Origin of the sequence: Halorubrum sp. 48-1-W, from assembly GCF_003287355.1 — an archaeon.
Lineage (GTDB): Archaea > Halobacteriota > Halobacteria > Halobacteriales > Haloferacaceae > Halorubrum.
In genome coordinates, this window is record NZ_QMIM01000001.1 from 265,708 (window position 1) to 292,620 (window position 26,913).

General features: G+C 68.1%; 23 protein-coding genes, 1 tRNA gene and 1 pseudogene. 17 read left to right on the top strand and 8 right to left on the bottom strand.

The features are described from left to right. Positions 1-43 precede the first annotated feature (43 nt). Complete coding sequence (locus DQW50_RS01475; protein ID WP_112077543.1) at positions 44-703, top strand: Dna2/Cas4 domain-containing protein; 660 nt, start codon at positions 44-46, stop codon at positions 701-703. A gap of 294 nt (positions 704-997) precedes the next feature. Then, on the top strand, positions 998-2,560 hold the full coding sequence (locus tag DQW50_RS01480) for an alpha-isopropylmalate synthase regulatory domain-containing protein (RefSeq protein ID WP_241964298.1): 1,563 nt from the start codon (positions 998-1,000) through the stop codon (positions 2,558-2,560). A 54-nt stretch (positions 2,561-2,614) separates the two neighbouring features. Here the strand turns inward: DQW50_RS01480 and DQW50_RS01485 are convergent, their stop codons facing one another. Together DQW50_RS01485 and DQW50_RS01490 are read right to left on the bottom strand one after the other, a co-directional pair. After that, a complete protein-coding gene (locus tag DQW50_RS01485; RefSeq protein ID WP_112077545.1) occupies positions 2,615-3,793 on the bottom strand; it encodes a CBS domain-containing protein in 1,179 nt (392 codons plus the stop codon). 188 nt (positions 3,794-3,981) lie between these two features. Further along, a complete protein-coding gene (locus tag DQW50_RS01490) occupies positions 3,982-5,319 on the bottom strand; it encodes an aspartate aminotransferase family protein (protein ID WP_112077546.1) in 1,338 nt (445 codons plus the stop codon). Positions 5,320-5,385: 66 nt separating this feature from the next. Here DQW50_RS01490 and DQW50_RS01495 point away from each other — a divergent pair, with 66 nt between their 5' ends. Then, the gene (locus tag DQW50_RS01495) at positions 5,386-5,772 is read left to right on the top strand and encodes a cupin domain-containing protein (RefSeq protein WP_112077547.1); all 387 of its coding nucleotides are present in this window, start codon (positions 5,386-5,388) and stop codon (positions 5,770-5,772) included. 59 nt (positions 5,773-5,831) lie between these two features. Here DQW50_RS01495 and DQW50_RS01500 read toward each other — a convergent pair whose 3' ends face one another. The 3 genes from DQW50_RS01500 to DQW50_RS01510 form a co-directional block, all read right to left on the bottom strand. Then, positions 5,832-6,125 carry a hypothetical protein gene (locus DQW50_RS01500; RefSeq protein ID WP_127341292.1) on the bottom strand — a complete coding sequence of 98 codons (294 nt, stop codon included), beginning with the start codon at positions 6,123-6,125 and terminating at the stop codon, positions 5,832-5,834. Positions 6,126-6,255: 130 nt separating this feature from the next. Continuing rightward, positions 6,256-7,059, bottom strand: a complete 804-nt coding sequence (locus DQW50_RS01505; RefSeq protein WP_112077549.1) for a succinylglutamate desuccinylase/aspartoacylase family protein — start codon at positions 7,057-7,059, stop codon at positions 6,256-6,258. Between the two features lie 638 nt (positions 7,060-7,697). Further along, positions 7,698-8,357 carry a DUF192 domain-containing protein gene (locus DQW50_RS01510; protein WP_112077550.1) on the bottom strand — a complete coding sequence of 220 codons (660 nt, stop codon included), beginning with the start codon at positions 8,355-8,357 and terminating at the stop codon, positions 7,698-7,700. Between the two features lie 407 nt (positions 8,358-8,764). Between DQW50_RS01510 and DQW50_RS01515 the strand changes: the two genes are divergently transcribed. Further along, complete coding sequence (locus DQW50_RS01515) at positions 8,765-10,054, top strand: right-handed parallel beta-helix repeat-containing protein (RefSeq protein WP_198664562.1); 1,290 nt, start codon at positions 8,765-8,767, stop codon at positions 10,052-10,054. Between the two features lie 142 nt (positions 10,055-10,196). On the opposite strand, the gene DQW50_RS01520 is transcribed toward DQW50_RS01515, so the two are convergent. Beyond that, positions 10,197-10,691, bottom strand: a complete 495-nt coding sequence (locus DQW50_RS01520; RefSeq protein WP_112077552.1) for a DUF309 domain-containing protein — start codon at positions 10,689-10,691, stop codon at positions 10,197-10,199. A 79-nt stretch (positions 10,692-10,770) separates the two neighbouring features. Here DQW50_RS01520 and DQW50_RS01525 point away from each other — a divergent pair, with 79 nt between their 5' ends. The 3 genes and pseudogenes from DQW50_RS01525 to DQW50_RS01535 form a co-directional block, all read left to right on the top strand. Beyond that, entirely contained in the window at positions 10,771-11,916 is a 1,146-nt protein-coding gene (locus DQW50_RS01525) for a PAS domain-containing sensor histidine kinase (RefSeq protein ID WP_112077553.1), read from the top strand. A gap of 30 nt (positions 11,917-11,946) precedes the next feature. Beyond that, positions 11,947-12,030: transfer RNA gene (locus tag DQW50_RS01530), tRNA-Leu, on the top strand. Between the two features lie 607 nt (positions 12,031-12,637). Beyond that, positions 12,638-13,156: pseudogene (locus tag DQW50_RS01535) on the top strand (zinc ribbon domain-containing protein); the annotation flags it as partial. Positions 13,157-13,203: 47 nt separating this feature from the next. Here DQW50_RS01535 and DQW50_RS01540 read toward each other — a convergent pair. After that, positions 13,204-15,546, bottom strand: a complete 2,343-nt coding sequence (locus DQW50_RS01540) for a DEAD/DEAH box helicase (protein ID WP_112077616.1) — start codon at positions 15,544-15,546, stop codon at positions 13,204-13,206. 217 nt (positions 15,547-15,763) lie between these two features. On the opposite strand from DQW50_RS01540, the gene DQW50_RS01545 reads away from it, so the two are divergent. From DQW50_RS01545 to DQW50_RS01580, 8 genes are all read left to right on the top strand, one after another. Continuing rightward, positions 15,764-16,126: a TRAM domain-containing protein gene (locus tag DQW50_RS01545; RefSeq protein ID WP_112077554.1), complete on the top strand. Its 363-nt coding sequence runs from the start codon at positions 15,764-15,766 to the stop codon at positions 16,124-16,126. 179 nt (positions 16,127-16,305) lie between these two features. Beyond that, positions 16,306-18,936 (top strand): ATP-binding protein, encoded by a 2,631-nt coding sequence (locus DQW50_RS01550; RefSeq protein WP_112077555.1) that lies wholly within the window; start codon positions 16,306-16,308, stop codon positions 18,934-18,936. Beyond that, positions 18,937-19,227 (top strand): hypothetical protein, encoded by a 291-nt coding sequence (locus DQW50_RS01555; protein WP_112077556.1) that lies wholly within the window; start codon positions 18,937-18,939, stop codon positions 19,225-19,227. Positions 19,228-19,324: 97 nt separating this feature from the next. Beyond that, positions 19,325-19,663, top strand: coding sequence for a hypothetical protein (locus tag DQW50_RS01560; protein ID WP_112077557.1), 339 nt, complete (start codon positions 19,325-19,327; stop codon positions 19,661-19,663). Then, complete coding sequence (locus DQW50_RS01565; protein ID WP_112077558.1) at positions 19,660-20,505, top strand: hypothetical protein; 846 nt, start codon at positions 19,660-19,662, stop codon at positions 20,503-20,505. The genes DQW50_RS01560 and DQW50_RS01565 overlap by 4 nt, the downstream gene beginning before the upstream one ends. A 24-nt stretch (positions 20,506-20,529) precedes the next feature. Continuing rightward, on the top strand, positions 20,530-21,420 hold the full coding sequence (locus DQW50_RS01570) for a hypothetical protein (protein ID WP_321169391.1): 891 nt from the start codon (positions 20,530-20,532) through the stop codon (positions 21,418-21,420). After that, positions 21,417-22,067 (top strand): chromosome partitioning protein ParA, encoded by a 651-nt coding sequence (locus tag DQW50_RS01575; RefSeq protein ID WP_112077559.1) that lies wholly within the window; start codon positions 21,417-21,419, stop codon positions 22,065-22,067. The genes DQW50_RS01570 and DQW50_RS01575 overlap by 4 nt, the downstream gene beginning before the upstream one ends. Positions 22,068-22,155: 88 nt before the next feature. Next, positions 22,156-22,818 (top strand): peptidase, encoded by a 663-nt coding sequence (locus DQW50_RS01580; RefSeq protein ID WP_112077560.1) that lies wholly within the window; start codon positions 22,156-22,158, stop codon positions 22,816-22,818. A 40-nt stretch (positions 22,819-22,858) separates the two neighbouring features. Here DQW50_RS01580 and DQW50_RS01585 read toward each other — a convergent pair whose 3' ends face one another. After that, positions 22,859-23,164 (bottom strand): HalOD1 output domain-containing protein, encoded by a 306-nt coding sequence (locus tag DQW50_RS01585; protein WP_112077561.1) that lies wholly within the window; start codon positions 23,162-23,164, stop codon positions 22,859-22,861. Positions 23,165-23,570: 406 nt separating this feature from the next. Here DQW50_RS01585 and DQW50_RS01590 point away from each other — a divergent pair, with 406 nt between their 5' ends. Continuing rightward, positions 23,571-25,076, top strand: coding sequence for a phenylalanine--tRNA ligase subunit alpha (locus DQW50_RS01590; protein ID WP_112077562.1), 1,506 nt, complete (start codon positions 23,571-23,573; stop codon positions 25,074-25,076). Then, on the top strand, positions 25,076-26,857 hold the full coding sequence (gene pheT / locus DQW50_RS01595; RefSeq protein ID WP_112077563.1) for a phenylalanine--tRNA ligase subunit beta: 1,782 nt from the start codon (positions 25,076-25,078) through the stop codon (positions 26,855-26,857). Before DQW50_RS01590 ends, pheT begins: the two co-directional genes overlap by 1 nt. The last annotated feature ends 56 nt before the right edge of the window (positions 26,858-26,913 follow it).

Genomic DNA, 26,913 nt, shown 5'->3' on the forward strand with positions numbered 1-26,913 from the left:
GTCCGACCGACTCGTTATAAACGAACCCGTGGCGATCCCCCACGTGATCCCCTTCAGCGACCTCGCAGTCGCGGCGTACTGCCCTCGCCAGCTCTACTACCGCAGACGCGAGGACGACCGGGACCTCCCCGCCGAGGTCCGCGAGCGGATCGACCTCGCCTACCGATACCCGGAGTTGGTCGACGCGCCGGATGCGACCCTCCGCCGGCTCCCGATCCGGCGCGAGCCGGCCGCTTACCGGCGGAACCTCTCGCAGCTCCGCGAGCGCGACCCGTACGATCGGCTCGTCGACCCCGCCGAGACGCGGGCGTTCCTCTCGGGACGCGAGTGTCACGGGGTCGTCCACAAGGTGCTCGCGGGGGTCGACGGCGGTCCCCCGATCCCGGTGGTCTGTTCGCCCGGCGAGCCGCCCGACAGCGGCGTCTGGGAGCCGCAGTCGGTCCGGGCGGTCGCGGCCGCCAAGGCGCTTGCGTGGGAACGGGAGCGCGCCGTCCCGCGGGCGATCCTGGAGTACCCCGCCGTCGGCGTCGTTCGGGAGGTCCGGATCACGACCCGCCGGAGGACGGCCTACCGCCGGGCGCTCCGGGCGGTCCGCGCGATCGACGGCCCGCCGGCCCGCGTCGACGACGACCGGTGTACGACCTGCGAGTACCGGGAGACGTGTGGCACCCGCCGCCGCACCCTGCGTTCGCTTCTGGGCTGACCGACCCCTGCGGTGATGGATCGTCGGCGTCGACGGGATTTCGCCGAGGATCGGTCGGCGAGTTCGGACACGAACCGTCCGTTTTATTACCCTGAGGCCCATCCGCACGGGTACGAATGACACGAGACACTCGTGGTCGTTCGGAGGATAGAGCAAGTCGCCTCACGGCGGCTGGCCGTGAAATTCGCCGACAATAACGCCCACGCATCCGCCGACGGATCGGGGCCCGTCCCCGACGGCGGAACGGACGCCGTATCCGACCGAACGACGCCGACCCGAACCACGGAGACCCTTTTGAACCCGAACCCACTCACCGACCTCGAGGAGGTACAGCTGCTGGACACGACGCTGCGCGACGGCGAGCAGATGCCCGGCGTCTCGCTCACGCCCGCGGACAAGGTCGCTATCGCCCGCGAGCTCGACGCCGCGGGCGTCCACGTGATCGAGGCCGGCTCGGCCTGTACCTCGGAGGGCGAACGCGAGGGGATCCGCCGCGTCGCCGGCGAGGGGCTCGACGCCACGGTCACCAGCTTCGCGCGCGGCGTCCGCGCCGACATCGACCGCGCGCTCGACTGCGACGTCGACGGCGTCAACCTGGTCGTGCCGGCCTCGGACAAACACGTCGAGACGAAGGTGGGGTCGAACCGCGAGGAGGTCGTGGAGACCACCGTCGACCTCGTCGAGTACGCGAAGGACCACGACCTCTGGGTCGAGGTGCTCGGCGAGGACGGCTCGCGGGCCGACCTCGGGTACCTCGAAGAGCTCATGGGAGCCGGCATCGACGCGGGTGCGGACCGCGTCTGCTACTGTGACACCGTCGGCGCGGCCGGCCCGGAGCGCACCGCCGAGATCGTCTCCCGGCTCGTCGACCTCGGGCCGACGAGCCTCCACACGCACGACGACCTCGGCTTCGGGCTGACCAACGTCCACGCCGGGCTGAAGGCGGGCGCGGACACCGTCCACGGCACCGTCCTCGGCGTCGGCGAGCGCGCCGGCAACGTGGCCGTAGAGGAGGTCGCCATCGCGTTGGACCGCTGTTACGACGTGGAGACGGTCGACGTCGAGCACCTCTACCGGCTCTGCCGGCGCGTCTCGGAGGTGACTGGGGTCGCGATCCCGCCGAACAAGGCGGTGTGTGGCACGAACGCGTTCGCCCACGAGTCGGGGATCCACACCGACGGCACGCTGAAGGACGGGACGATGTACGAGCCGTACCCGCCCGAGACGGTCGGCCGCGAACGCCGGCTCGTGCTCGGCAAACACGCCGGGCGCGCGGGCGTCGCGGCCGCGCTCGCCGACCACGGCGTCGACGTCGACGACGACGAGCTCCGGGAGGTCGTCTCCCGGGTGAAGGACCTCGGCGACCGCGGCAAACGCGTCACCGACGCGGACCTGCTCGCGATCACGGAGGACGTCCAGGACCGCGATCGCGACCGCCACGTCGAGCTGGTCGACCTCTCCGCGACCTCCGGCGGGAACCTGCCGACCGCCTCGGTCCGACTCCGCGTCGGCGACGGGGAGCGGGTCGCCTCCGGCACCGGCTCCGGCCCGGTCGACGCCGGCCTCGAGGCGGTTCGCGCGGCGCTCGCCGACGAGAGCGGCGGGGTCGACGCCGTCTCCTTCGAGCTCGACTCCTACCACGTCGACGCGATCACCGGCGGGACCGACGCGGTCGTCACGGTGGCGGTCGACCTCTCACGCGGCGACCGGTCCGTCTCGGTGTCCGCGTCCGACGCGGACATCACGCGCGCCAGCGTCGTCGCGATGGTCGACGCACTCGACCGGCTCTCGGAGCTCGCGGACGACGACGGGAGCGCGGACACGGCGGCGACGTCGGTCGGCAGAGCCGACGACTAGGTGGGCTGGCCCCGCGGACGGCTCGTCCGACCGGCGGGTCAGCAGTGGAACTCCTCAGAGGATCCGTCCGTCGCCCTCGGGACGTCGGCCGGTGATCACGCTCGGGGTGCCGCCGGTCTGGATGATGTTGAACGCGGTCATCAGGTCCGACCGCGAGATGAGTCCGACCAGCTCGCCGTCCGCGTCGAGGACGGGGAGCCGCCCCACCCCGTGTTCTTGCATCACCTGGAGGGCGGTCATCGCGTCGGCGTCGGTCGTGACGGAGGCGACGTCCCGCTCCATCACGTCCTCGACGCGGTAGGCGTCGCGTTCGACCTCGCGGACCTCGCGGGCGTCCTCGAGGGTGACCATGCCGACGAGGTCGCTGCCGTCCATCACCGGGTAGCCGGTGTGGCGCTCGTCGAACATCCGGCTCATCAGCTCGGCGACGGAGGTGGTCTCGGTCACCGTGTCGAGCTGTCCGTGGGGCGTCATCACGTCCTCGACGGTGACGCCCTCGAAGACCGCCTTCAGCGTCGTCTGTTGGGCCTCGCCTGAGGCGGCCATGTAGATGAAGAAGGCGAGCACGATGAGGAGGAGCTGGAACGTCACCAGTCCGAAGACGCCCATCAGGAACGCGAACACCTTCCCGATCCCGGCCGCACGCTGGGTCGCCTGCGCGTGCGGCTGGTTACGCGCGAGCAGTGCCCGCAGGACGCGCCCGCCGTCCATCGGGAACGCCGGTAGCATGTTGAAGACGGCGAGGACGACGTTCAACACCGCCAGATAACTGAACACGAAGAGGAGGGCGTTCGAGCCCGCCGGCGCGAGCACGAACACGCCGTAACAGACCGCGCCGACGCCGAGGCTTACGATCGGCCCCGCGACCGCGATCCAGAACTCGTGTTTCCAGTCCTCGGGAAACTCCGTGAAGCTCGCGAGCCCGCCGAGTAGCCACAGCGTGATCGACTCGATCTCGTAGCCGTACCGCATCGCGACGAGGGAGTGGCCGAACTCGTGGAGGAGGACGCCGCCGAACAGCCCGACCACGGCTGCCAACCCGAGTAGCCACGGCGTGGCACCGACGCCGACCGCCGCCGTGTCGATGCCGGCACCCAGCGTCTCGTTCATCACGCCGGCGATCGTCTCCACTTCCGAACCGATGAGGTACGCGAAAAGCGGCAACACGATCATGAACGTCCAGTTGAGTCTGACCGGAATGCCGACGACGGTCCCGATCCGGAATCCACGCATACACGCGTATTGAGCGGGCGGCCGTTTAATGTTGACCGTCGTGTTCGATCGATCGGCTCCCTCGCGGTCGAGCCCCGAGGACGGACCGCCTTTCGTGGGCGAAAGCGGGTGGTGGATCGCCTTTCGTGGGCGAAAGCGGGTGGTGGATCGCCTCTCGTGGACGATCGTATAAAGAGGGGACCGGGTCGCTACTCGAACGTCTCCGAGATCGCCTCGTCGAGCGCGTCGATACCGCGCTCGAGTTCGGCGCGGGTGGTACAGAGCGGCGGCGCGATGAGGATCTGTACGTCGGGTCGCCCGCCGCTGAAGATGACCCCTCGGTCGACGGCTGCCTCCCGGACCGCGGCGACCGGGTTCTCCTCGTCGTCGTCGTCGCTGGCCCACGGGTGGACGAAGGGGTCGCCGGTCTCGGGGTCGGCGAAGACGACGCTCCAGAGGAACCCGCGCCCGCGCACGGTCTCGACGACGTCGTGTGCGTCCGCCAGCTCCTCGAGGCGGGACTCGAGCATCGGTGCGAGTTCCCGAACGTTGTCGAGGAGGTGTGACTCGTACTCGTCGATCGCGGCACGGCCGGCGGCACAGGCCACGGGATGCCCGGCGAACGTCTGTCCCAGGTCGTACCCCTCCTCGCGGACGGCCTCGCCGATCCACTCGTCGGCGATCACGCCAGCCAGCGGCACGTACGCGCTCGTGACGCCCTTCGCGAAGGTGAGCATGTCGGGTTCGACGCCCTCGGTGTCCATGCCGAACCAGTCGCCACACCGGCCGAACCCGGTGATGACCTCGTCGGCGATCAGGAGCACGTCGTACTCGTCGCAGATCTCGCGGAGCCGTTCGAAGTAGCCCGGCGGCGCGGGATAGCCCCCGCTCGCTCCCCCGATCGGCTCCATCAGGATCGCGGCCACCGAGTCCGCCCCCTCGTTCTGGATCACGAACTCGACGTGGTCGGCCGCCTGCTCGGCTAGGTCCTCGGGCGAGTCGGCGTCGAACGCCGTCGGCAGGGGCGGAAGGAACTTCGCCGAGCCGGTCGTCGCGGCGTAGCGGCCGACGGTCGACCGCGTGCTCGGATCGCCGGTGAGCGAGCCCGCGCCCGCGGTCCCGCCGTGGTAGGACTGCCACCGCGTCAACACCTTCGGGGCGTCCTGAACCGTCCGCGCGATCTGGACGGCCGACTCGTTCGCCTCGCTTCCGGACACCGAGAAGTACACCTCCGAGAGCGACCCGGGGGCGATCTCCGCGAGGTCGTCCGCGAGCGCGTCCCGGACGTCGTTCCCCTTCCCCGAGGAGACGTAGGGGATCCGCTCGGCCTGTGCGGTCATCGCCTCCGTTATCGCCTCGTTGCTGTGGCCCGCGTTCGTACAGTAGAGCTGTGAGACGAAATCGAGGTACGCCGACCCGTCGTCGTCGTACACCGTCGCGTCCTCGCCCTCGACGATGGTCATCGGCTCGCTCTCCGGGTCGTGCCAGTGTGGGATCGCCTCCCCGCCCGTTTCACCGTGCCCGGTGTGCGGAACGTTCTCTTGCATACGTCGTCCATGATTATCCATACCACAATAAATCCATTTATGCCGGTCCGGGACGAGGGAATCGGTATGAGCGACGCGACACAGGCCGAGCCGGAACCGGTCGTCAAACGCGCGAGCGAGGTCGCCTACGAGCCGGTCGACGCCGCCGAGGGGCTCCGGAAGGGCGTGCTCCTCGACGAGTCGGACGGCGCTCCCAACTTCGCGATCCGGCGGTTCGAGCTCGCCGCCGACAGCGAGGTACCCAGACACACCAACGCGGTCGAACACGAACAGCACGTCCTCGCCGGCGAGTACGTCGTCGGCATCGGCGACGAGGAGTACACGGTCACGGCGGGCGACTCGCTCCTGATCCCGGCGGGCGTCGAACACTGGTACCGCAACGAGGGCGACGAGCCCGGCGCGTTCCTCTGTGCGGTGCCGAACGGCGACGACACGATCGAACTCGTCGAGTGAGCCACGCGTAGCGGATCGAGCGGACTTCGGCGATGCGAACGCGACCGAACCTACCCGGATCAGTCGCGTTCGAGGTCCAACGGCGGATAGATCCGTATCTCCTCGGCAGTGACAACGACCCGGTGGTTCCAGATCCGCGTACTCAGGTACACCGGCCAGTCCACGCTCCATCGGATGATAGTCAACGTATCCGCGTGGATCCAGTCGATGAGTTGCGTCGGCCGCTCGGACACATCGACGCCGACAGCGTCGAAGGCACGTACCATTGCTTCCGTTAATTCCTCGTCGGCGTCAACCGAGTAGACCACTAACCGATCCAGCTCGCGCTCGTTCAGTCGTGGAGGGGAGGCCATGGCCGGAACGTTCCGTTGTGTTCATATGTTTCATCCGGTATTTGAGAATGATTTAGTGTACTGATGAACCGGGTGAACGAGCGAGGGATCGACCTCGGCGAGCCGTCGTCCGAGCCTCCCGGCCCGTCCCCTACTCGATCGCGCCCACTCGCTCGGCGACGTACCCGAACTGGTCGCGGTAGCCGTACGCCGACAACAACACGGGGTAGAAGGGTTCCTCGGCGCGGAGCGGCTCGCCGTCGGCGGTCGCGAACCGGTCGCCGGCCTCGACGCGCTCGAAGTTGTGGGCGAACACCGCGTACTCCTCGGCGTCGGGCTTGGGGATCCGGTCGCGGAGCCGGAAGACGGGGACGTCCTCGCGGCCGCCGGCGTCGATCACGTCGTCGGAACCGGGCACGGCCAGCGCGCCCGTCGCTGCGAGGAACGCCCGCGTCACCCGGTAGGCGTTGTCGGCGGCGGCCTCGCTCCCCTGGAGGCCCGCCTCGACCTCGACGGTGTGCGGGTGTTCGATCAGCCGCCCCTCGGTGAAGGCGTCGGTCTGGATGACCGCGTCGACGGGGAGGTGCGGCGCGACCGCGCGCGCGACCTCGTCCACCGAGTCGACGACCGCGAACGGCTCGGCGTACGACTGCGTCGAGTGGATCGCGAGGGTCGTACAGCCGACCAGCTCCGAGCGGAGCCGGTGGGCGAGCCGTCCCTCGTGGGTGTCGGCGTCGGGGTCGCCCGGGAACGACCGGTTGAGGTCGGCCTCGAGGTAGCGGCTCCCGGCGTCGAGCGCCTCCTCGTTCGCGACGATCAGCTTCACCGCGCGCTCGACTTCGGGGTCCTCGGCGACGAGGCGTTCGACCGCCCGGACTCCGCAGGGCTCGTCGCCGTGGATCGCCGCGACGACCGCGACCTCCGCCGGGCCCTCGCCCAGCTCGTAGACGTCCATACGGGACGCAGGCGGTCCGCGGGTAAGTCGCGTTCGGATCGGGTGGGTCCGGTTCGTCGGGACCGTTCCTTTCCGACGGTTCTCGTACGGGATGGCCGTCATAGTTCGTATGCTAGTCGTACGGTTGCTTCGTGAGAGATCGGGGTGAACAGAAGCGGATCGTTGCTGGCAGGGTGAAGATCTCCAAAATCCCAGCTGTTCGGTACTACAGAGCAGTGAGTACGACTTCGGAGAACACTTCCAAAGCCCCAGCCGCGAGGCGCGGAGCGCCTCTGGCAGCCGGCGGCTCTGCCGCCGGCGACTGCCCCTTTGAGTCCCACCCGAACGCACCGCAACCGCACCTCACGCCTCCCCAGCCTCGTCGACCGGCCTCCGCGTTGCTCCGGCCGGTCGACTCCACCGGAAATCAGAGATTTCCGAGCAGTCGGCGCTTCGCGCCGACGACCTCGCGGGCGGTTCGCGCCCTCCAGGCGCTCACCGGCGCAGGGCGAGAGCGAAGCTCTCGCTTGAAGCCGGCGCGAAGCGCCGGCGACGCCACCGCGAATCGATAGCGTACTCATCTGTATTGACCGCAACCGTCTCGGGACCGATCCCCTCTCACGGGATTCATCGAAGCCGTCCGATCGGTCCGGACCCGCTCACTCGACCGGGTCGAAGACGAGCACGTCGCCGGCCTCGACGTCCCGTTCCTCGGTCCACCGGTAGGTGACCTCGAGGACGTACTTCCCACGGCCGCTGTACGTCTGGTCCGTCCCGTCCTCGTCCGGGTCGGGTGCGGGCGCGTGATGGATCCCGGTGATGACGCCGTCGGCGTCCGCGAACACGATGTCGATCCCGAAGTCCATCTCGAGCATCCAGTAGCTCAGGTCTCGGACCGAGCCGTGGACGAACAGCATGCCGCGGTCCTCGGGGAGGGAGTCGGTGTCGCTCAGCCCGGTCCTGCGAAGGTCGTCCGTGTCCGCGACCGCCGCGGTCACCGAGCCGAGGACGTCGCCGTCGGCGGTCTCGACGCTGACGTCCCGCGTCTCGTAGTCCGCGTGGATCGGCTCGCTTTCGTCGCCCGCGTCGCTCCCGTTCTCGCCTTCGTCGTCGCTCTCGACCTCGTCGTTCCCGTCTCCTCCGTCGTCTCCGCCGTTGCCGGCGTCGTCGCCTCCGGCATCCCCCGCCCCGCCGGAGTCGCCGTCGGGCTCGTTCGACGGGGTTCGATCGAGGCAGCCGACGACCCCGACCGCCCCGAGCCCGCCGACGGCGCGGAGATAGCGGCGCCGGGTTCGGGAGTCGGATCCGGGGCGCTCCATGGTTCGTGATCCCTCCGCGCTCCGGCGGCATAAACCGGTCGTCGACGGCGCGCCGTCGGCGATCCCCGCCGAGTCCGATCCGCGAACCGTCGATCGGTCCTATTTTCGCCGGTATGTTTGTGAGCCGAACACTACTGGAGAAGACCGATCGGCTGAGCCGATCCGACTGAACGACGGGAACCGGCGTTGCTACCGTCAACGACCTCTCGTTTCGGGGTACTGCTGTCCCAGTTCTCGAAAACATGCCGACGCGGCCACTCCGGATATGGATTGTCCCTTATCTTAAGTATGACTTATCTCATAAATCCTGGTAATAACAATGTACCGTCAGACGAGACCCCTGACTCGTTATGCCTCGTTCAGGTGATGGGATATCACGCCGAAAAACGCTTCGAAGGGGTGGGATCGTGTTCGGAACCTCGATCATCGGACTCTCGTCCAGTTCGAGTACCGCGGTCGCGGAGCCGACCGAGATCGACGAGTGTACGACCCTCAGTGACGGCGAATACGTTCTCACCGAGGACATCTCTATAACTGGAGGTTGCTTTAGTATCGACAGCTACTCAGACGTCACGTTAGACGGCGATGGATACACCATCTCCGGCGACGGAACCGGTATTGGGATCTACGTCGGATCGGACACTGATGCCCGGATTCGAAACCTGACCTTGGAGAACTTTGAGACTGGAATTTCTACAAGGAATCTTGACATTGATTTTGAAATATCTCTCGAAAACATATCAGTAGTGAATAATAATAGAGGTATTGACGGGGATAGAAAACAGGAAATTAGTATAAAAAGTTCTATAATTAGTGATAATAGTACGGGTATTAGTGGTTCAGAGGGCTGTAATATATCAATAAACCAAAGTGACCTGAACAGGAACGACAACATCGCAGTCGCCGGCGGGACGGCGTCCTGGGTTGAACTGGAAGACAGTTCCGTCAGAGACAACGGTTCGGGGATCAGCTCTGGGGAGGGAACGTTCGTGGACAGTATCATCTCCGACAACGATGGATACGGGATCGAGTTGATCGGATTGGTGGCAAGTGCTGATCTTGGCGATACAACTATCGTCGGAAATACCATCCAGAACAACGCGGGGACGGGAATTAATTTCCTTTACAGTAACGGGACCGTTCGAGAAAACGTGATCGCAAATAACAACAACGGCGTCATCATTTCGTACGATCAGGTCTACGCCTTTAACTCTCCGAACCACGAATTCATCGACAATACCATCGAAGACAACGATGAATTCGGGATCCAGAATACAAAGAACGATCTTCCCTCTGACGTGGATACAACTGCGGTCGCAACCTGTAACTACTGGGGAGACCCCACTGGACCCCAACACGAGGATAATCCGGTAGAAGACCCCAGGGGGGACAAAGTCAGCGACGACGTCGAATTCGTCCCTTGGTCAGTGACCGACGTAGTCGATAACGAGGCCACCTGTATCGGTGGAAAGACGATCGGTGACTTTCAAGACCCACCGACCGATCCGGACGGAGACGGTCTCTACGAGGATATCAACGGAGACGGCGAATCGGACATCGTTGACGTCCAGGCCCTGTTCTCCAATATGGACGACGACACGATTCGGAACGATCCGGACGCGTTCGATTTCAACGACGACGGTTCCGTCGACGTGATCGACGTACAAAAACTGTTCAACGAAGTATCAACCAACTGATTTCAGGATGTTCGACCAAACGAGCGGTGTACCGCCGTATATTCTCTGTCTCGATCGGCTATCAAACGAGACGTAGGGCTCCCGGGGAACACGTGCCGAACCTCGTACGTTCCGTTCTACGAATCGAGATATGTGTAACTCGTCATTCGAGACTTTCGACATATTCGTGATCCGCCGGTCCAGCCTCCGGTTTCTCTCCGTCGAGTCCGATCCGCCAGCCGTCGATCGCGGTCGGGTCCTCGAGGGCGGCCGCGAGCGTGGCGCGCACGTCGTCGACGTCGACCCCGTAGTAGTCCCCGGGGACGCCGTAGAGGTACTGTAACGCGGTCTCGAAGAGGCTACGCATGCCGTCGTCGTCCTCGAAGCCGACGCGCTTGTACGCGCCCGCGGCGACCTGGACCATCCCGTGGAGAAACGCGCTCTCGGTCGTGCCGCTGCCGTAGTTGTACCACTCGATCTCGAAACAGTCGTGTGACTCGTGGTACGCGCCGTCGTTGTACAGCCGGACGCCGTGGATCACCGCCCGCCGGAGCGTCCCGTGTTCCCACCCGTTGGACTCGATGCGGTCGCGCCGCCACCCGGCGGGTTCCCCCGAGACCGGCGGCGCGACGCTCGGGTCGCGGGTGTGCTCGTCCATGCGACCCATCGCGTCGCTAGCGACCTAACCGTTTCGCGAGGACCGGTGTCCACTTACCGCTCGCTTCCGAGGTGTCGACATGGACGACCAGCGGGACCGGTACGCGAGGGCCGTCGTCGACGCCATCCGCGACGGCGCGTACGTGCTCGACGCCGACCGGGTCCGGGTGTTCGCCAACGACCGCCTCCGGGAGGTGACGGAGTTCGGGGACGACCTCCTCCTCGCGAAACACCCCGAGCGGCTCGTCGAGGCGGGATACTGGTCCGAACCGGAGGCCGACCGGTATCGCGAGGCGATCGAGCGCGTCCTCGCGGGCGACTCACGGGAGGAGCGGATCCAGCTCACGACGACGCTGGGCGACGGGTCGTCGGTGACCACGGAGACGCGGCTCACCCCCCTGACGACCGACGGACTCGACCGGACCGAGGCGGCGGGTCACGACCGAAGCGCCGACGAGGGACGAAGCAGCGACGACCGGGACGGCGACGAGGAACGGTCCGGCGACGACGAGGAAACGGGCGGGCCGATCGTCGGGGTCGTCGGGGTCATCCGTGACGTGACGGCTCGCGTCGAACACGAGCGCGAACTCGAGCGGCTCAACGAACGGCTCGAGCGGCTCGCCGGGTTCCTCTCACACGACCTCCGGAACCCGCTGTCGGTCGCGGAGGGATACCTCCATCTCGCCCGCGAGACCGGCGACGTCGAGCGGCTGGACGCCGCCGAGGACGCGCTCGACCGGATCGAGTCGCTGATCGACGACGCGTTGATGCTGGCGCGCGAGCCGGCCGCGATAGACGTCGCCGAGGCCACGGTCGACCTGGGCGACCTCGCGCGGGACTGCTGGGAGTCCGGGGACTTCGGCGAGCCACCGGCGGACGCGACGCTCGTCGTGGAGGACGCGGGACCAGTGCTCGCGGACCCGGGTCTCCTGCGGCGGGCGCTGGGGAACCTGCTCTCGAACGCGTTCGATCACGCCGGCGAGCGTCCCGCGGTTCGCGTCGGCGTCGACGACCGCGGCGTGTACGTCGCCGACGACGGTCCCGGAGTTTCCGCGGACGAACGCGGGGAAGTGACCGAGTTCGGCGTCTCGAAGGACGGCGGGACCGGGATCGGGCTCGCGATCGTCGACCGCGTCGCGGCCGCACACGGCTGGACGCTGACGATCGGCGAGTCGCGGGAGGGGGGTTTCGAGGCGCGGCTGGTCGGCGCGAAACCGACGGAGTAAAACGGTCCGGTGTCGAATCGTCGTCCGCGTGCGAGGGTAGCCAAGCCCGGAAACGGCGGCGGACTCAAGATCCGCTCCTGTAGAGGTCCGTGGGTTCAAATCCCTCCCCTCGCATGAGCGCGCCACAGCGCGTGAATGCGGAAGGCGCTCTCGGAGCGTTCTTCCCTCGCAAAAACTCCACTTCAGTATCGGACGGACAGCGGTTCCTTTCCGGTGGGCTAGCTTTCTACGAGGAGAGAATCCTGTCGTTCACGGCAGGGAGGATGTCACGCCATCCGTCCCGACGCTTCGGTTCCGACGTCCGACCGATACGTCCGGCTCCCCTGGGACCCTCCTTCGGATACGTTCTCGCCTGAAACGGCTGGTCGCTGAAGAGTGCGGACATACCGCTGAGTTACCCCGGTATATCTTTCCCGCTCGGACGGATAGGGAGTGACAGCGTCCGAAATCCGACTTCAGCATGATGCCACCCATCGTTCGTCGGTGTCCAAAGTGTGGTATAATACGGTGGAGTCGCCACTTCACGTTCGTGGTGACGGATACTGGGAGCCGGCTGGTCGAATGTCCCTCGTGTAACTATCGGTTCAAACCAGCCGACGATCCGTCTCTCAATTGACCCCGCCGGGTGAATCCACGGGGAACGGCCACGTACGGACTACCTCACCTCGCCCAGCGACGCGTGTATCGAGCCTCGAAACGGTAGCGGATCACGGATGCCTACCATGCGCAAGACGCACTGGTCCGTGACCTCGTCGAGCGGTTGTACGACGAAGGTGTGTCAACAGTGTATGTCGGTGACATTGAGGGCGTACTCTCGACACATTGGAAGCCCGAAGTAAACTCAAAAACGCACAACTTCTGGGCGTTTCGACGGTTCACCGGTCGTCTCGAATGTGTCTGTGAGGAGTACGGAATCGAAGTCATTGAAGAATCAGAGTCATGGACAACCCAAGAGTGTCCAGAGTGCGGTGAGCGTGAGGAGACAGCGCGGAACGGCGACCTGTTCCGCTGCGTGTGTGGGTTCGAGGGACATGCTGATCTCAAGGCGAGCCAGCTGTTCCTCGAACGTGAGACTGGTACAGACGTACGGCTGATGGCTCAGCCCGTGTGCCTCGAGTGGGACGACCACGACTGGTCGGAGACACCATACTCTCCCGAGAGGGGAAGTCCCAAAGAGGAGCGCACAAACCGGAGTACCCGCCCAACGGTGGGGAATATTGCCTCCGTGGAATCGGCATAGCCGACATCCCAACGGAGGAATCCCACGACTTCAGTCGTGGGAGGAGGTCAATCCACCCGAACCGTCCGAGTCGCGCGCACGGGCATCAGCGGCAGGTCGGGGAAGACCACCTCGACGACGAACTCCAACTCGTCGGCGTCGGGCGGGCCGAACACGCCGACCGGCATCGTCGTCTCCCCGTCGAGGTACGTCGAGTTCTCGGTCATCTCCACGCCGTTGACGGTGACCCGGATCCCGACGCGCGCGCCGCCGCCCGCGGTCGAGACGCCGACCTCCCGGAGTTCGTTCTCGCCGACCGCGATGGCGTCGGGGAACCCGCCCCAGTCGACCTCGATCCGCGGGCACTCCCGGGCTGCGTCGAGGACCCGCTCGGCGACGGAGTCGCTCATCCCGGCGTTCTCCAGCGTGCCCGCACCCGCCTCGACGACCGCGGACGGCGAGGTGAGACCGGCGTTCGCGAGCCGCTCGGCGCGGCCGGAGCCGACCCCCTCGACGGCGGTGAGCGCGACCGCCTCGCGGGAGACGCCGTGTTCGACCCGGGCTTCGACCCGACACGCGAGGTTGGCCGCCCGGGGACCGGCGAACCGGTCGAGGAACTCCGAGAGCGCGGCGAGCAGCCGGAGCCCGTTCTGTCGGATCACCCACGCGTCCGACCGGAGGTCCGACGGCATCGAGTCGGCCATCCCCGCGAGCAGGATGGCGAACACCTTCCGGTGGCCGTCCTCGAGGTCGGTGTCGTGACCCTCGAGGACCCGATCGATCGCGTCGGACTCCGCGGCGCGCGCGGAGACCGAGTCGAACTCGCCGGCGGCGGCGACCGTCTCGAGCACCGCGTCGACGGTGAGCCGGTCGCGGTCGGCGAGGTCGCGGAACTGCCGGGCGGTCTCGAGGCGCATGTAGTACTTCGAGGCGAGCCGGCCGAGCGTCGTCGGCTCGACCGCGAGGTCGTCGCCGGCCGCGACGAACCCTTCGTCGACGAGCGAGTCGAGGGTGTCGCGGACGCGGTCGCGGAGCCCCTCGAAGCCGTATTCTGCGGGCTCCGAGCGCGCGCGGACGTAATAGAAGGTCGTCTCCAGCCACTCCATCACGTCCTCGAGTCCACGGATCGTCCCCATCGCGACCTCGGCGTTGAGGTGTGACTCCAGCTCCGCTGCCAGCTGTGATTCGATCTCTTTGCCCTCCCGGAGGAGCCGTCGGTACTTGTCGGCGTCCGCGCGGTCGCACACCACCCAGCCGTACCCGACGTCGTCGTAGCCGGGGCGGCCCGCCCGCCCGAGCATCTGGAGGACGTCGAGCGGCGAGATGTCCGTCTCGCCCTCCAGCGGGTCGTGATACTTGGTGTCGCGGATCACGACACACCGCGCCGGGAGGTTCACGCCCCACGCGAGCGTGGACGTCGAGAAGAGCAGCTTGATCTTTCCCCGCTTGAACCACTCCTCGACGCGGTCGCGGTCGCCCTTCGCGAGCCCGGCGTGGTGGAAGCCGACGCCGTCGAGGACGGACTGTCGGAGCGTGTCGTTCGACAGCTCCGTCGCCTCGTTGTGGAAGTCGTAGTCGCCCCGCGAGTCGATCGGGACGTCCCGCTCCGTGATCTCGTCGCGCGCCTTCTTCGCAGCCTGGACCGTGTCCTGTCGCGAGGAGACGAACACGAGCGCCTGGCCGTCCTCGCGGACGTGCGGCTCGGCAAGGTCGAGCGCGCGGTAGAGCCGGCGGTACTTGTCGGCGAAGGCGTTCGAGCCGTGGCTGTACGTCTTGACGCCCGTCTCGAGTTCGACCGGACGGTACTCGTCGCCGAACGAGTAGGTGGTCTCCGGGGGCGCGTCGAGCCACTCGGCCACGTCGTCGACGTTCGGCATCGTCGCCGAGAGCGCGACGACGCGGGGGTCCTGGAGCCGCCGGAGTCGCGAGACGGTCACCTCGAGTACCGCCCCGCGCTTCTCCGAATCGAGGAGGTGTACCTCGTCGATCACGACGCAGTCGACGTCGGTGATGAAGCTGTAGCGCGCGGAGTCGTGTTTCCGGGTCGCGCTGTCCGCCTTCTCGGGCGTCGTGACGAGGACGTCGGCGCGCTCGGCCCGCCGCGGGTTGAGGTCGCGCTCGCCGGAGACGACGTACACCGAGTAGCCCAACTCCTCGAACCGCTCCCACTCGCTCTCCTTCTCGTTCGTGAGCGCACGCAGGGGGGCGATGAACAGCGCCGTCCCGCCCGCAGCGAGGGTCTTACAGATCGCGAGCTCGGCGAGCGCGGTCTTCCCCGAGGCGGTGGGCGCGGACGCGACGACGTTGTGGTCGGTCTCGAAGATCCCGGGGAGCGCCTCGCGTTGCATCCGGTTGAACTCCTCGAACCCGAAAGCGTCGGCGAACTCCGGTACCGCGTCCGCGACCTTCACGCCGAACCACATCCGGGGACGAGTCGCGACGGATCGCACTCGCGGCTGTGTCGCATTGGATCGAACCCGGGGCTTCGAGAGCAAAGGCGTTTCTCATGCGGGTCGTCGTCGCGCTCACAGTGCGTCCCCGGACGCGGCCGGGCCCGAGACCCGCGGATCCGTCCGTGCCCCACCACGAACCCCGACCGTTTAGGTGACCACGGGCCGACGGAGGAGTATGATACCCACGTCTCCGGTCGTCGTCGCCGCCGCGGCTCTGGTGGTCCTGCTCGTCCTGTTCGGCGTCGTTCGCCGCCTCCGCGGCCCGTCGTCGGCGGCACGCGAGTCCAAACAGGCCCACGAGGCGGCCCAGGAACGCGACCCGCCCGTCGAGATCGGCGAGACGTACGAGTTCGGCGTGACCGAACTCACGGACCACCACTCCGGGAGCGAGGTCGCCGTCGGCAAGGTCGAGGGGTTCGTCGTCTTCACGGAGGACGTCCCGGGCGACGTCGGCAAGGGCGACGTGATCCGCGCGAAGGTGCTCTCGTTCAACGAGGGGCGGACCTCCGCGGACGCGACGTTCGTGAGGAAGGCGTAGGCGGTCGTAAGGTAGACGTAGGTGGTCGTGCCGAAGGCGTAGGCGGTCGTGCCGAAGGCGTAGGCGGTCGTGCCGAAGGCGTAGACGGTCCTTCAGCGGGTCGGTCCTGCGGGCGGGTCATCCTCGGTCGACCCGTCGAGCAGGAGGTTCATACGTGATGCCGACGAAGGGGTGCCGTAATGGCTCAGGCCGGGAATCAGGACCTCACCGAACGGTTCATCCAGTTCTACCGGAACTACTACCGCGAGGAGATAGGCTCCCTCGCACAGAAGTACCCCAACGAGCAGCGCTCGCTGTACGTCGAGTACGACGACCTCTTCCAGTTCGACCGCGACCTCGCGGAGGACTTCCTCACGAAGCCCGACCAGATGCGCGAGTACGCCGAGGAGGCGCTGCGGCTGTACGACCTCCCCGCGGACGTCAGCCTCGGTCGCGCGCACGTCCGGCTCCGGAACCTCCCCGAGAACATCGACATCCGCGGTATCCGCGTCCACGACGACCACATCGGCAAGCTCGTCTCGGTTCAGGGGATCGTCCGCAAGGCGACCGACGTCCGCCCGAAGGTGACGGAGGCGGCCTTCGAGTGCCAGCGCTGCGGGACGATGACGTACATCCCCCAGAGCGACGGTGGCTTCCAGGAGCCCCACGAGTGTCAGGGGTGTGAACGCCAGGGCCCCTTCCGCGTCAACTTCGACCAGTCGGAGTTCATCGACTCCCAGAAGCTCCGGATCCAGGAGTCGCCCGAGGGGCTCCGCGGCGGGGAGACGCCCCAGTCGCTCGACGTCGACATCGTCGACGACATCACCGGCGAGGTGAGCCCCGGCGACCACGTCACCTGCGTCGGCGTCCTCCACATCGAGCAGGTCGAACAGGGCAACGAGAAGTCCGCCATCTTCGATCTGTACATGGACGGCGTCTCCATCGCCGTCGAGGACGAGGAGTTCGAGGACATGGACATCACCGACGCGGACCGCCGCGAGATAATCGAGCTCTCCAATCGCGACGACATCTACGACGCGATGGTCGACTCCATCGCGCCCGCCATCTACGGCTACGAGGAGGAGAAGCTCGCGATGATCCTCCAGCTCTTCTCCGGGGTCACCAAACACCTCCCCGACGGCTCGCGGATCCGCGGCGACCTCCACATGCTCCTGATCGGGGATCCGGGTACGGGTAAGTGTCTCGATGGTGATGCTCGGGTGACACTTGGTGACGGTAGAGACGTTCCGATACGCGACCTCGTCGAGGACAATCTCGACGACCCGAAACCGGTCGACGACGGCGTCTTCGACGAGGTCGATTTCGAGGTGCCGTCGCTCCGGTCCGACGGGACGATCGGGTCCGCGCGAGCGACAAAGGTTTGGAAGCGCGAGGCCCCTGAAACGATGTATCGCGTCGAGACCGCGTCCGGCCTGGAGGTGGAGGCAACGCCATCGCATCCGCTGTTCGTTCAGGGTCCGACCGGTAGACCTGAACCGTGGCGCGCCGCGGAACTCGGTGTCGGTGAGAGTATCGCTGTCACACCACCGATGATCGCTGACGGCGGGACTGTAGTTTCCGGTACATCAGACCTCGCGACCGGGCTGTCCGTGGACTGGAGTCCGATAGAATCCGTCGAAGTCGTCGATTCCGAAGACGATTGGGTGTACGACCTCGAAGTCGAGGGAACGCACAACTACGTTTCAAACGGGATCATTTCACACAACTCACAGATGATCTCGTACGTCGAGAACATCGCCCCCAGATCGGTTTATACGTCCGGAAAAGGCAGCAGCGCGGCGGGGTTAACTGCGGCGGCGGTTCGCGACGACTTCGGCGACGGCCAGCAGTGGTCGCTCGAGGCCGGCGCGCTCGTGCTCGCGGACAAGGGGATCGCCGCAGTCGACGAACTTGATAAAATGGATTCGAGTGACCGCTCCGCACTCCATGAGGGCCTCGAACAGCAGCGGATCTCGGTGTCGAAGGCGGGGATCAACGCGACGCTCAAAGCGCGGTGTTCCCTGCTCGGCGCGGCGAACCCCAAGTACGGCCGCTTCGACCAGTACGAGCCGATCGGCGAGCAGATCGATCTGGAGCCCGCGCTCATCTCGCGGTTCGACCTCATCTTCACCGTGACGGACAGCCCGGACCCCGAACACGACTCGCGGCTCGCGAAACACATCATCAAGACGAACTACGCGGGCGAGCTCAACACCCAGCGCGAGGAGCTCGCGACCTCGGAGTTCACCTCGGACCAGGTCGCGGAGGTGACCCAGGAGGTCGCCCCGGCGATCGACGCCGAACTGCTCAGGAAGTACGTCGCCCACGCGAAACGCTCCTGTTACCCCACGATGACGGAGGAGGCGAAGGGGCTCATCGAGGAGTTCTACGTCGACCTCCGCTCGAAGGGGGCCGACGAGGACGCGCCCGTCCCCGTCACCGCCCGGAAGCTGGAGGCGCTCGTCCGGCTCTCGGAGGCGAGTGCGCGGGTCCGGCTCTCGGACACGGTCGACCGCGAGGACGCCGACCGCGCGACCGACATCGTCGAGTCGTGTCTCAAGGATATCGGCGTCGACCCGGAGACGGGCCAGTTCGACGCCGACGTGGTCGAGACGGGGACCTCGAAGACCCAGCGCGACCGGATCAAGAACATCAAGGGGCTCATCGCGGACATCGAGACGGAGTACGAGGAGGGCGCGCCCGTCGACGAGGTACTCGACCGCGCCGGCGAGATCGGGATGGACCCCGGGAAGGCCGAAGCCGAGATCGAGAAGCTCCGGACGAAAGGCGAAGTGTACGAGCCACAGCAGGGACACCTGCGGACGACGTAGATGGACCGGATCTCCGCGTTACGGAACGTCGAGGACGCGCTCCGCGCGTTCGAGAACGGCGAGGAGGACCTCTCGGGGACCGAGCGTCGCGTCGCGGCCGTGTTGCGGACGTACGCGACGGAGTTCGACGGCGAGGACGACGTCTTCCGCGCGGTCGGCGACCCGCCGATCGACGGGCGCGTCGTCGTCGCGCCCTCGGAGCCGGCGGCGCGCGAACGGGTCCTGGCGGTCGCCGGGATCGATCCCACGGCGGACGACGACGTTCCGGCGTTCGAACTCGAACGAGTCTGATCTCGTCGGTTTGGCCATCACCCGCCGACGCCGACGGCCGTACCGACCGTCGCTCGCGTTCGGAAGCGATTTATTCTCCACCCGAGCACCGACGCTCGTGTTGCTGGTCGTAACGTACTCGGAGTCAGCCCGGACCGGGCTTCGCAACGCGTGTCGCCGTCACGACGACCAGGTCGTTCGGCGGTTCGGCCGCGCGGCGTTGCTCGAAGCGACCGCGTACGGCGCGTTCCTGGCGCTACGACTGCGCGAGACGCACGGCGATGCCGTCCAGATCGAGCGGACGGAGCCCTTCAACGAGTTCACGCACGTCGACGACGCCGTCAGGGAGGCCGCGAGCGCCTACGCCGACCGCGACGCGCGGTCGACGCCGTACGCGTCGTTCGCCGCCGGAACGGACCATCCGGATCCGGAGACGATGAAGCGTCGAGAGCTGTGACCGCGCAGAGATCCGACGACGTCGACGACGACGCGTCCACGGCGGGAAACACGAGTGGATCGGTCGCGTCGAGCGGTCGCGACGACCCCGGTCGAGAGCCGCTCTCGACGCCGGTCGACGGGGCGGTTCCGGACCCACCAGCGGTGCTCCGGCGGGTTCCGACGGGGACGAGCCTCCGGCGGGAGCTCGCCGCTGTGGCGCGCTCTCGCGGGCTGGAGTCGTCCCTCGCGGAGGAGATCGAGACGGTCCACGCGGAGCTGACGGCGATCGAGGTCCCGGCCGTCGATCTCGGGAGCGCTCGCCGTCAGCTCGCCGAGGCCACCGGCGAGGAGGACCGACTGAAGGAACGCGTCGCGACGCTCCGTGGCGACGTCCGGGCTCGCCGGGCCGTCGACGCCGACCCGACGGCGGCGCTCGCCGACCTCGAGGACGCCGCGGCGGAGCTGTCGGAGGCACAGACCGCCCGGATCGCCGCCGAGCAGGCGTTCGAGCGGGAGCGCGAACGGGCGGCCGTGGCGCGTGACGAGCGCGAGCGACGGCTCGCCCTCCGCGACCGGCTGGAGAACCGAAAGCGTGAGGCCCGGGATGAGCTCGCGCTCGCGGTGTACGACGAGTTTCGCGCGGCGCTATCGGTGGTCCCGGGCGGCGACCCGGCGGACGCCGGGACGCGTCCGAGCGAGTACGACGGGTCCGACCTCCCTGCCTCGCTCGCAGCGATACGGATCGCGGAGATCGAGGGGCCGGTGACCCTGGAGCAGTCGGCCGTTTCCGTCCTCGAGACGGCCGAGGGGACGAGCCCGGAGGCGCTCCTCGGCGTTCCCGTGAGCGGTCCCGAGGTTTAGATAGGATGCCGCACCAGCCGGCGTATGAGCGTGGACCTCTCCTGGAGCGTCGAACGCGAGGGCGACCTCCGGTTCGTCGCCTGCCGCGTCCACAACGCCGCCGCCGTTCCCCGACGCGTGCGCGTTCGGAGCCGGAGCGACGGGCCGGTGCTCCCGCCGCGACGGGCCGGCGTGCCGGAGGAGGGCTGGGACGCGACCGGCGTGACGCTTCGACTCGAGCCGAACGAGCGCCGCGGCGTCGGGTTCGCCGTCGTCGTACCGGTGGACGAGCGGATCGCCGACCCGCCGGTCGAGGTCGCGGACGTCGACCCGATCGACGACTGTGACCCCCCCGCCGTCACGGCCGATACGGCGGTTCGGTCCCTCGACGACCACCGTCCGCCGCGCGCCGCGCTCGTCGATCCCGAGCGGGCGGAGCCGTCCGCCAGCGTCGGTGCCGATCCGGAGACGCGGGTCCCGAACGCGCTCGCGGAGGCCGAGGGCGTCGATGAACGGGTGGAAGACGAGTTCGCGGACGACCGCGCGGCACTGCCGAGCGAGGACGATGGGGGACCGCCAATCGATGACGATGGGGGACCGCCAATCGATGACGATGGGGGACCGCCAATCGATGACGATACCGACCCGCCGACCGAGGTCCCGCACCTCCCCTCCGTGAGGTCGGGCGGCCTCGACGAACGACTCGACCGGGTGGAGCGCCGCGTCGAGCGGGCGGAACGGTTGACGGGCGCCGATCTCGGGACGGCCACCGAGGCGGTCGACGGCCTCGGCGGCGTGGCGGCGGTCGCGACCCTCGCGGAACGCGTCGCGAACGACGCGGCGGCGCTCCGACGGCTGAGCGAACGCGCGTCGTCGCTGGCGGCGCGCGCGGAGGCGACGGACGTGCCGACCGACGCGCTGGAGCGGCTCGCGTGATCCTCGCCGTCGCGGGCGGAAAAGGCGGTGTCGGGAAGACGACGCTCGCGTACAACGTCGCAGCCGCGCTCGACGCGGCCGTCGTCGACGCCGACCTCGGCATGGCGGACCTCCCGGCCGGTCGAGGGCCCGACCTCCACGACGTGCTCGCCGGCCGCGCGTCGGTCGCGGAGACGCTCCGCCCCGGTCCGGTCGACGTGGTTCCCTGCGGTCGGACGCTCGCCGGCGCGCGGGCGTCGGACCTCACTCGGCTCGCCGACGCGGTCGAGACCGTCGAACGGACGCACGGGACGGTCGTGATCGACTGTCCCGCGGGTCGGCGTGCCGACGCGGGCGTCCCGCTGGCGGTCGCCGACGCGTGTCTCGTGGTCGTCTCCCCGCGGGCGTTCGCGCTCGCCGACGCGATCCGGACGCGGGAGCTGGCGCGCGAACTCGACGCCGGGCTCGTCGCCTGCGCGGTCAACCGGGTCGTCGAGGAGCCGCCCGCGGACGCCATCGCCGACGCGCTCGGCGCGCCGACGGCGGTCCTCCCCGCGGACCCCCGCGTCGGCAGTTCGGTGGTCGAGGAACGCCCCGTGATCGAGGTAGCCCCCGACAGCACGGCCGCCGCCGCGCTCCGCGAGATCGCGCGTCGGGTTCCGCGATGAGGCGAGACCGTCTCGGGCTCCGTCGGGACCACGGCGGGCTCCGTCGGGACCGTGTGGTTTTAGCCTCGGCGGGATCGATGACGGAGCGATGCTCACGGCTGTGCTCCTCCTCGGCGTCGTCGTCCTGGCGTTCCTCGCCGTCGAGGTCGGCCCGCTCTACGCGGCCGACCGGTTTCGGGACCTCCGCGAGCCGACCGGCCCCGAACGATCAGCCCTCGACGAGCTCCGCCGTGAGGCCGGCCTCGACGTCGAGCGGGTCGCGATCGTCGAGACCGCCGACGCGGACTCGATCGACGTCGCGGTGAAGGGGCCGCCCCGCCGTCGGGTGCTCTTCCTCACCGAGGCCGTCCTCGCGGACCTCGACGAGGACGTCGCGGTCGGCCTGCTCGCGGCCGAGGCCGGGCGGATCGAGACGTACTACGGCGAGTTCCGCGCGGTCGCGATCGCGGTCGTCGTCGGGATCCTGGCTGTGATCGTGACGGCGACCGTCGCGTTCGACGCCGGGTTCCTCTCGCTTCTGGCGGTCGGACTCGCCTCCTTCTGGGTCGGGCGACGCGTCCAGTACACAGCCGACGACCGCGCCGCCGACGCGGTGGGGGCCGTCCGCGTCGCGGACGCCTTCGAGCGCGTCGCCGCGATCCGCGGCGTCGAACCCGAGACCGGCGACTGGTCGACGTGGTTCGAGGTCCAGCCGCCGCTCGGCGACCGTATCGCGGCGTTGCGGGAACGGGCGGCGTCGGACGGCGCCTGAGTCGATCGCCATCGGCGTCGGACGGCGCCTGAGTCGATCGCTACTCGGCGAGCCTGGCGACGGCCTCGTCGCCGTCGACTCGTATCTCGTACCGGTCGACGGTGAAGGCGAGGTCGACCCCGTCGCCGGAGCGATGGGTGACGAGCCTGTCGATCGCGTCGGGGTTGACGTGGTCGTACAGGACGATATCCGCCTCCTCCCCGAGGGCCTCGGCGTCCACGCCGGTGAGGCTGGCGATCGCCTCCACGACTGCGAGGCTCGGCGAACGGAGACCACGGCCGTGGTCGACGCGAACCGCCTCGGAGACCGACGTGTCCTCGGGAACGCTCACCGTGTCACTGCTCATGCCCCCCCTTCCCTGGGTCGGTTTATAAACTTCCGCCTCCGAAACTCACATTCGATACCGCTGGACGTCGGGACGCGACGGGGATCCGGGCGTGTGGACGGCGCGCGAGAGGGTCGAGACCGCAGGACCCGAGCGAAACGTATACTTGATCGGCGGATCCACGCGAGTACATGGCACCCGAACACGCCACGGGCGGGACCGGCGCGACGATCGACGGCGGCGCGTTCGGGCCGTTTTTCGCGTGAGCCGCGCACGGCGGAGCCGTCCCGCAGTCGGGCGGTGAAACCGTGCGGTTCGATCGGCGGCGGGGCGGACCGTGCTCCCGCCCTCGCCGCCACGCTCCGTACCGTCCCGACGACGTGTCGGAACCGTTACCACCCAGCCACACACGTATCCACCCAACCGAATGCGACTCCCGGAACGACAGCTCGCGGTCCTCGAAGCCGCGAGCGCGACGGACGAACGGACGATCGACGCGGTCGCGGCCGAGACGGGCCTGAAGCCGGAGACGGTCACCGGCGCGGCCTTCGACCTGCGCGACGAGGGACTGCTCGCCGTGAGCGAGACGACGACCGAGGTCGCCGAACTCACCGACGAGGGGCGCGACTACGTCGACGACGGCCTCCCCGAGACCCGGCTCTACCGGGCAGCGGCCGACGTCGGCGCTGCCGACGGTGCCGTCCCGATGGGCGAGGCCATCGGCAGTGCCGACCTGGCGGGCCCCGAGGTCGACATCGCGCTGGCGAACCTCCCGCGGAAGGGCTTCGGGCGGATCGACTCGGGCGAACTCGCGGTCGACCCGGACGCCGACCCGGACGCCGACCCCGAGTCAGCCGCCCTCGAGGCGCTCGCCGACGGCGAGGGCGTCGACGACGTGGCCGTCCTCGACCGGCTCGCCTCCCGTGGGCTCGTCGACCTCGCGGAGCGAACCACCCGAACGGTCCGGCTCACCGACGCGGGGGTCGACGCGCTCATGGAGGGCGTCGAGGCGGCCGAGACGGTCAGCCAGGTCACGCCGGAACTGCTCGCGAGCGGCGAGTGGGCGGACGTCGAGTTCGCCGAGTACAACGTCGAGGCGGACGCCCCCGCGGTCGAGGGCGGCCGGAAGCACGTGCTCCGCCGGACCGCCGATCGCGTGAAGGACGTCCTCGTCGGCATGGGCTTTCGGGAGATGGAGGGCCCCCACGCCGACAGCGACTTCTGGATCAACGACTGCCTGTTCATGCCCCAGGACCACCCGGCGCGGACCCACTGGGACCGGTTCGCGCTCGACGTCGACCCGATGGACGATATCCCTCCCGCCCTGCTCGAGCGGGTCGAGAGCGCCCACCGCGACGGGTGGGGCGAGGACGGCGACGGCTACCACTCGCCGTGGTCCGAGGCGTTCGCCCGGGAGGTCGCCCTCCGGGGACACACCACCTCGCTTTCGATGCGGTACCTCTCGGGGTACGCCGGCGCGGAGCTGGAGCCGCCCCAGCGCTACTTCTCCGTCGAGAAGGTGTACCGCAACGACACGCTCGACCCCACCCACCTGCTGGAGTTCTTCCAGATCGAGGGGTGGGTGATGGCCGAGGACCTCTCGGTGCGCGACCTGATGGGCACCTTCGAGGAGTTCTACCGGCAGTTCGGGATCACGGACATCCGGTTCAAGCCGCACTACAACCCGTACACCGAGCCCTCCTTCGAGCTGTTCGGCGACCACCCCGAGACCGGCGAGGAGATCGAGATCGGCAACTCCGGCATCTTCCGCGAGGAGGTCACCGGGCCGCTCGGCGTCAACTGCGACGTGATGGCGTGGGGGCTCGCCTTAGAGCGGCTCGCGATGTTGACCACCGGCGCGGAGGACATCCGCGACCTCCACGGGACGTTGGCCGACATCGACTTCCTGCGGAACGCGGAGGTGAGCTACTGATGCCCGTCGTCGACGTCGACCCCGACGCGTTGCGGGGGCTCACCGGCCACACGGAGAAGACGGACGAGGAGTTCAAAACGGACCTGTTCGGGCTCGGCCTGGAGTTCGAGGGCGAGACCGACGACGGCGAGCTACAGTTCGAGTTCGCTCCCGACCGGCTCGACCGGCTGAGCGTCGAGGGCGTCGCCCGGTCGCTGCGGTACCACTACGGCGACGACCGCGGGGTGTACGTCCCCGAGACGAACGACGCCGAGTGGACGATCGAGGTCGAGGAGTCGGTGCCGGACGAGCGCCCGTACGTCACGGGCGCGGTGGTTCGCGGCGTCGACCTCGACGAGTCGGCGTTGGAGTCGCTGATCCAGCTCCAGGAGAAGCTCCACGCCACGATGGGTCGCGGCCGCGCGAAGGGCGCGATCGGGATCCACGACCTGGCGATGGTCAAGGGCGCGCCGCTCCGGGAGGGCGCGGAGCGCTCGATCACCTACCGGGGGGTCGACCCCGACGGCGAGACGTTCGTCCCCCTCGATTCGAACGACGAGCTGACGCCCGCCGAGGTGTTGGAAGAACACGACACCGGACGGACGTACGCGGATATCGTAACCGGCTACGACCGCTACCCCGCGATCTACGACGAGCTCGGGCTGTTCTCGTTCCCGCCCGTGATCAACGGGAAACGGACCGAGGTCGACACCGAGTCCCGCGAGCTGCTCGTCGAACTGACCGGCACGGACCAGTGGACGATCGACAAGATGTGTACGATCGTCTGTTACGCGCTCTCCGCGCGCGGCGCGACGATAGAGGCGGTCGAGGTCGCGTACGCCGACGGCGCGACCCACCCGGCGGAGTACGGCCCCGACCTCGTCAGACCGAACCTCGAGGTCGACGAGAAGTCCGTGAGCCACGACCGGATCGAGACGCTGCTCGGCGTCGAGTTCGACCCCGAGGACGTCGTCGACTGCCTCGAGCGCTCGGGGCTGGACGCCAGCTACACGCTCGGCGAGGCGACGACCTACGAGGTCGAGATCCCGCCGTACCGCGTCGACGTGCTCCACCCGCTCGACCTCGTCGACGACGTGGGCCGCGCGTACGGCTTCGACGAACTGGAGCCGCGGTATCCCGACGCGGGGACCGTCGGCGGGCGACACGAACGCACCCGCCTCGAGGACGCGGTCCGGACGAGCCTCGTCGGGCTCGGCTTCGAAGACCTGCTCAACTTCCACATGACGAGCCGGGAGGAGAACTACGACCGCATGCGGATCGAGCCGGGGACCGGCGGGACAGCCGTCGCCTCCGACGACGGGTCGGGCGACGGGCCCGGCGTCTTCGGCGGCGGCGACCCCGTCGAGATCACGGAGCCGTACAGCGAGGAGTACACCCAGCTACGGACGTGGGCGCTCCCGTCCCTTCTGCTCCTGCTCGAGGGCAACACCCACAACGCCTACCCGCAGGACGTCGCGGAGATCGGCTTCGTCGCCGAGCGCGACGAGAGGGAGAACACGAACGTGGCCGAGTCCCGCCACGTCGCCGGCGCGGTCGCGCGCAGAGATGCCTCCTACGAGGCCGTGAAGGGCCGGCTCCAGGCCGTGTGTGACGACTTCGGTGCGGAGCTCGAGACCCCGCGAACCGAGCACCCGACGTTCATCGACGGCCGGACCGCGCGCGTCGTCGTCGACGGCGAGTCGGTCGGCGTGATCGGCGAGGTCCACCCGGCGGTCCTCGTCGAGCACGACCTCGAGGTGCCCGTCGCCGTATTCGAGTTCGACCTCGACGCGCTGCGGTAGGAGGGAGGTCGCACCCTGGCCCCCGGGTTCACCACTGCCGAGTCGACACGGTTCGG

Bases quoted from the DNA above. Each gene is read 5' to 3' on its own strand.
- DQW50_RS01485 (WP_112077545.1), bottom strand. From the start codon at position 3,793: ATGCGTGGATTCCGGATCGGGACCGTCGTCGGCATTCCGGTCAGACTC.
- DQW50_RS01490 (WP_112077546.1), bottom strand. From the start codon at position 5,319: ATGCAAGAGAACGTTCCGCACACCGGGCACGGTGAAACGGGCGGGGAG.
- DQW50_RS01495 (WP_112077547.1), top strand. From the start codon at position 5,386: ATGAGCGACGCGACACAGGCCGAGCCGGAACCGGTCGTCAAACGCGCG.
- DQW50_RS01500 (WP_127341292.1), bottom strand. From the start codon at position 6,125: ATGGCCTCCCCTCCACGACTGAACGAGCGCGAGCTGGATCGGTTAGTG.
- DQW50_RS01505 (WP_112077549.1), bottom strand. From the start codon at position 7,059: ATGGACGTCTACGAGCTGGGCGAGGGCCCGGCGGAGGTCGCGGTCGTC.
- DQW50_RS01510 (WP_112077550.1), bottom strand. From the start codon at position 8,357: ATGGAGCGCCCCGGATCCGACTCCCGAACCCGGCGCCGCTATCTCCGC.
- DQW50_RS01520 (WP_112077552.1), bottom strand. From the start codon at position 10,691: ATGGACGAGCACACCCGCGACCCGAGCGTCGCGCCGCCGGTCTCGGGG.
- DQW50_RS01525 (WP_112077553.1), top strand. From the start codon at position 10,771: ATGGACGACCAGCGGGACCGGTACGCGAGGGCCGTCGTCGACGCCATC.
- DQW50_RS01545 (WP_112077554.1), top strand. From the start codon at position 15,764: ATGATACCCACGTCTCCGGTCGTCGTCGCCGCCGCGGCTCTGGTGGTC.
- DQW50_RS01550 (WP_112077555.1), top strand. From the start codon at position 16,306: ATGGCTCAGGCCGGGAATCAGGACCTCACCGAACGGTTCATCCAGTTC.
- DQW50_RS01555 (WP_112077556.1), top strand. From the start codon at position 18,937: ATGGACCGGATCTCCGCGTTACGGAACGTCGAGGACGCGCTCCGCGCG.
- DQW50_RS01570 (WP_321169391.1), top strand. From the start codon at position 20,530: ATGAGCGTGGACCTCTCCTGGAGCGTCGAACGCGAGGGCGACCTCCGG.
- DQW50_RS01580 (WP_112077560.1), top strand. From the start codon at position 22,156: ATGCTCACGGCTGTGCTCCTCCTCGGCGTCGTCGTCCTGGCGTTCCTC.
- DQW50_RS01585 (WP_112077561.1), bottom strand. From the start codon at position 23,164: ATGAGCAGTGACACGGTGAGCGTTCCCGAGGACACGTCGGTCTCCGAG.
- DQW50_RS01590 (WP_112077562.1), top strand. From the start codon at position 23,571: ATGCGACTCCCGGAACGACAGCTCGCGGTCCTCGAAGCCGCGAGCGCG.
- pheT (WP_112077563.1), top strand. From the start codon at position 25,076: ATGCCCGTCGTCGACGTCGACCCCGACGCGTTGCGGGGGCTCACCGGC.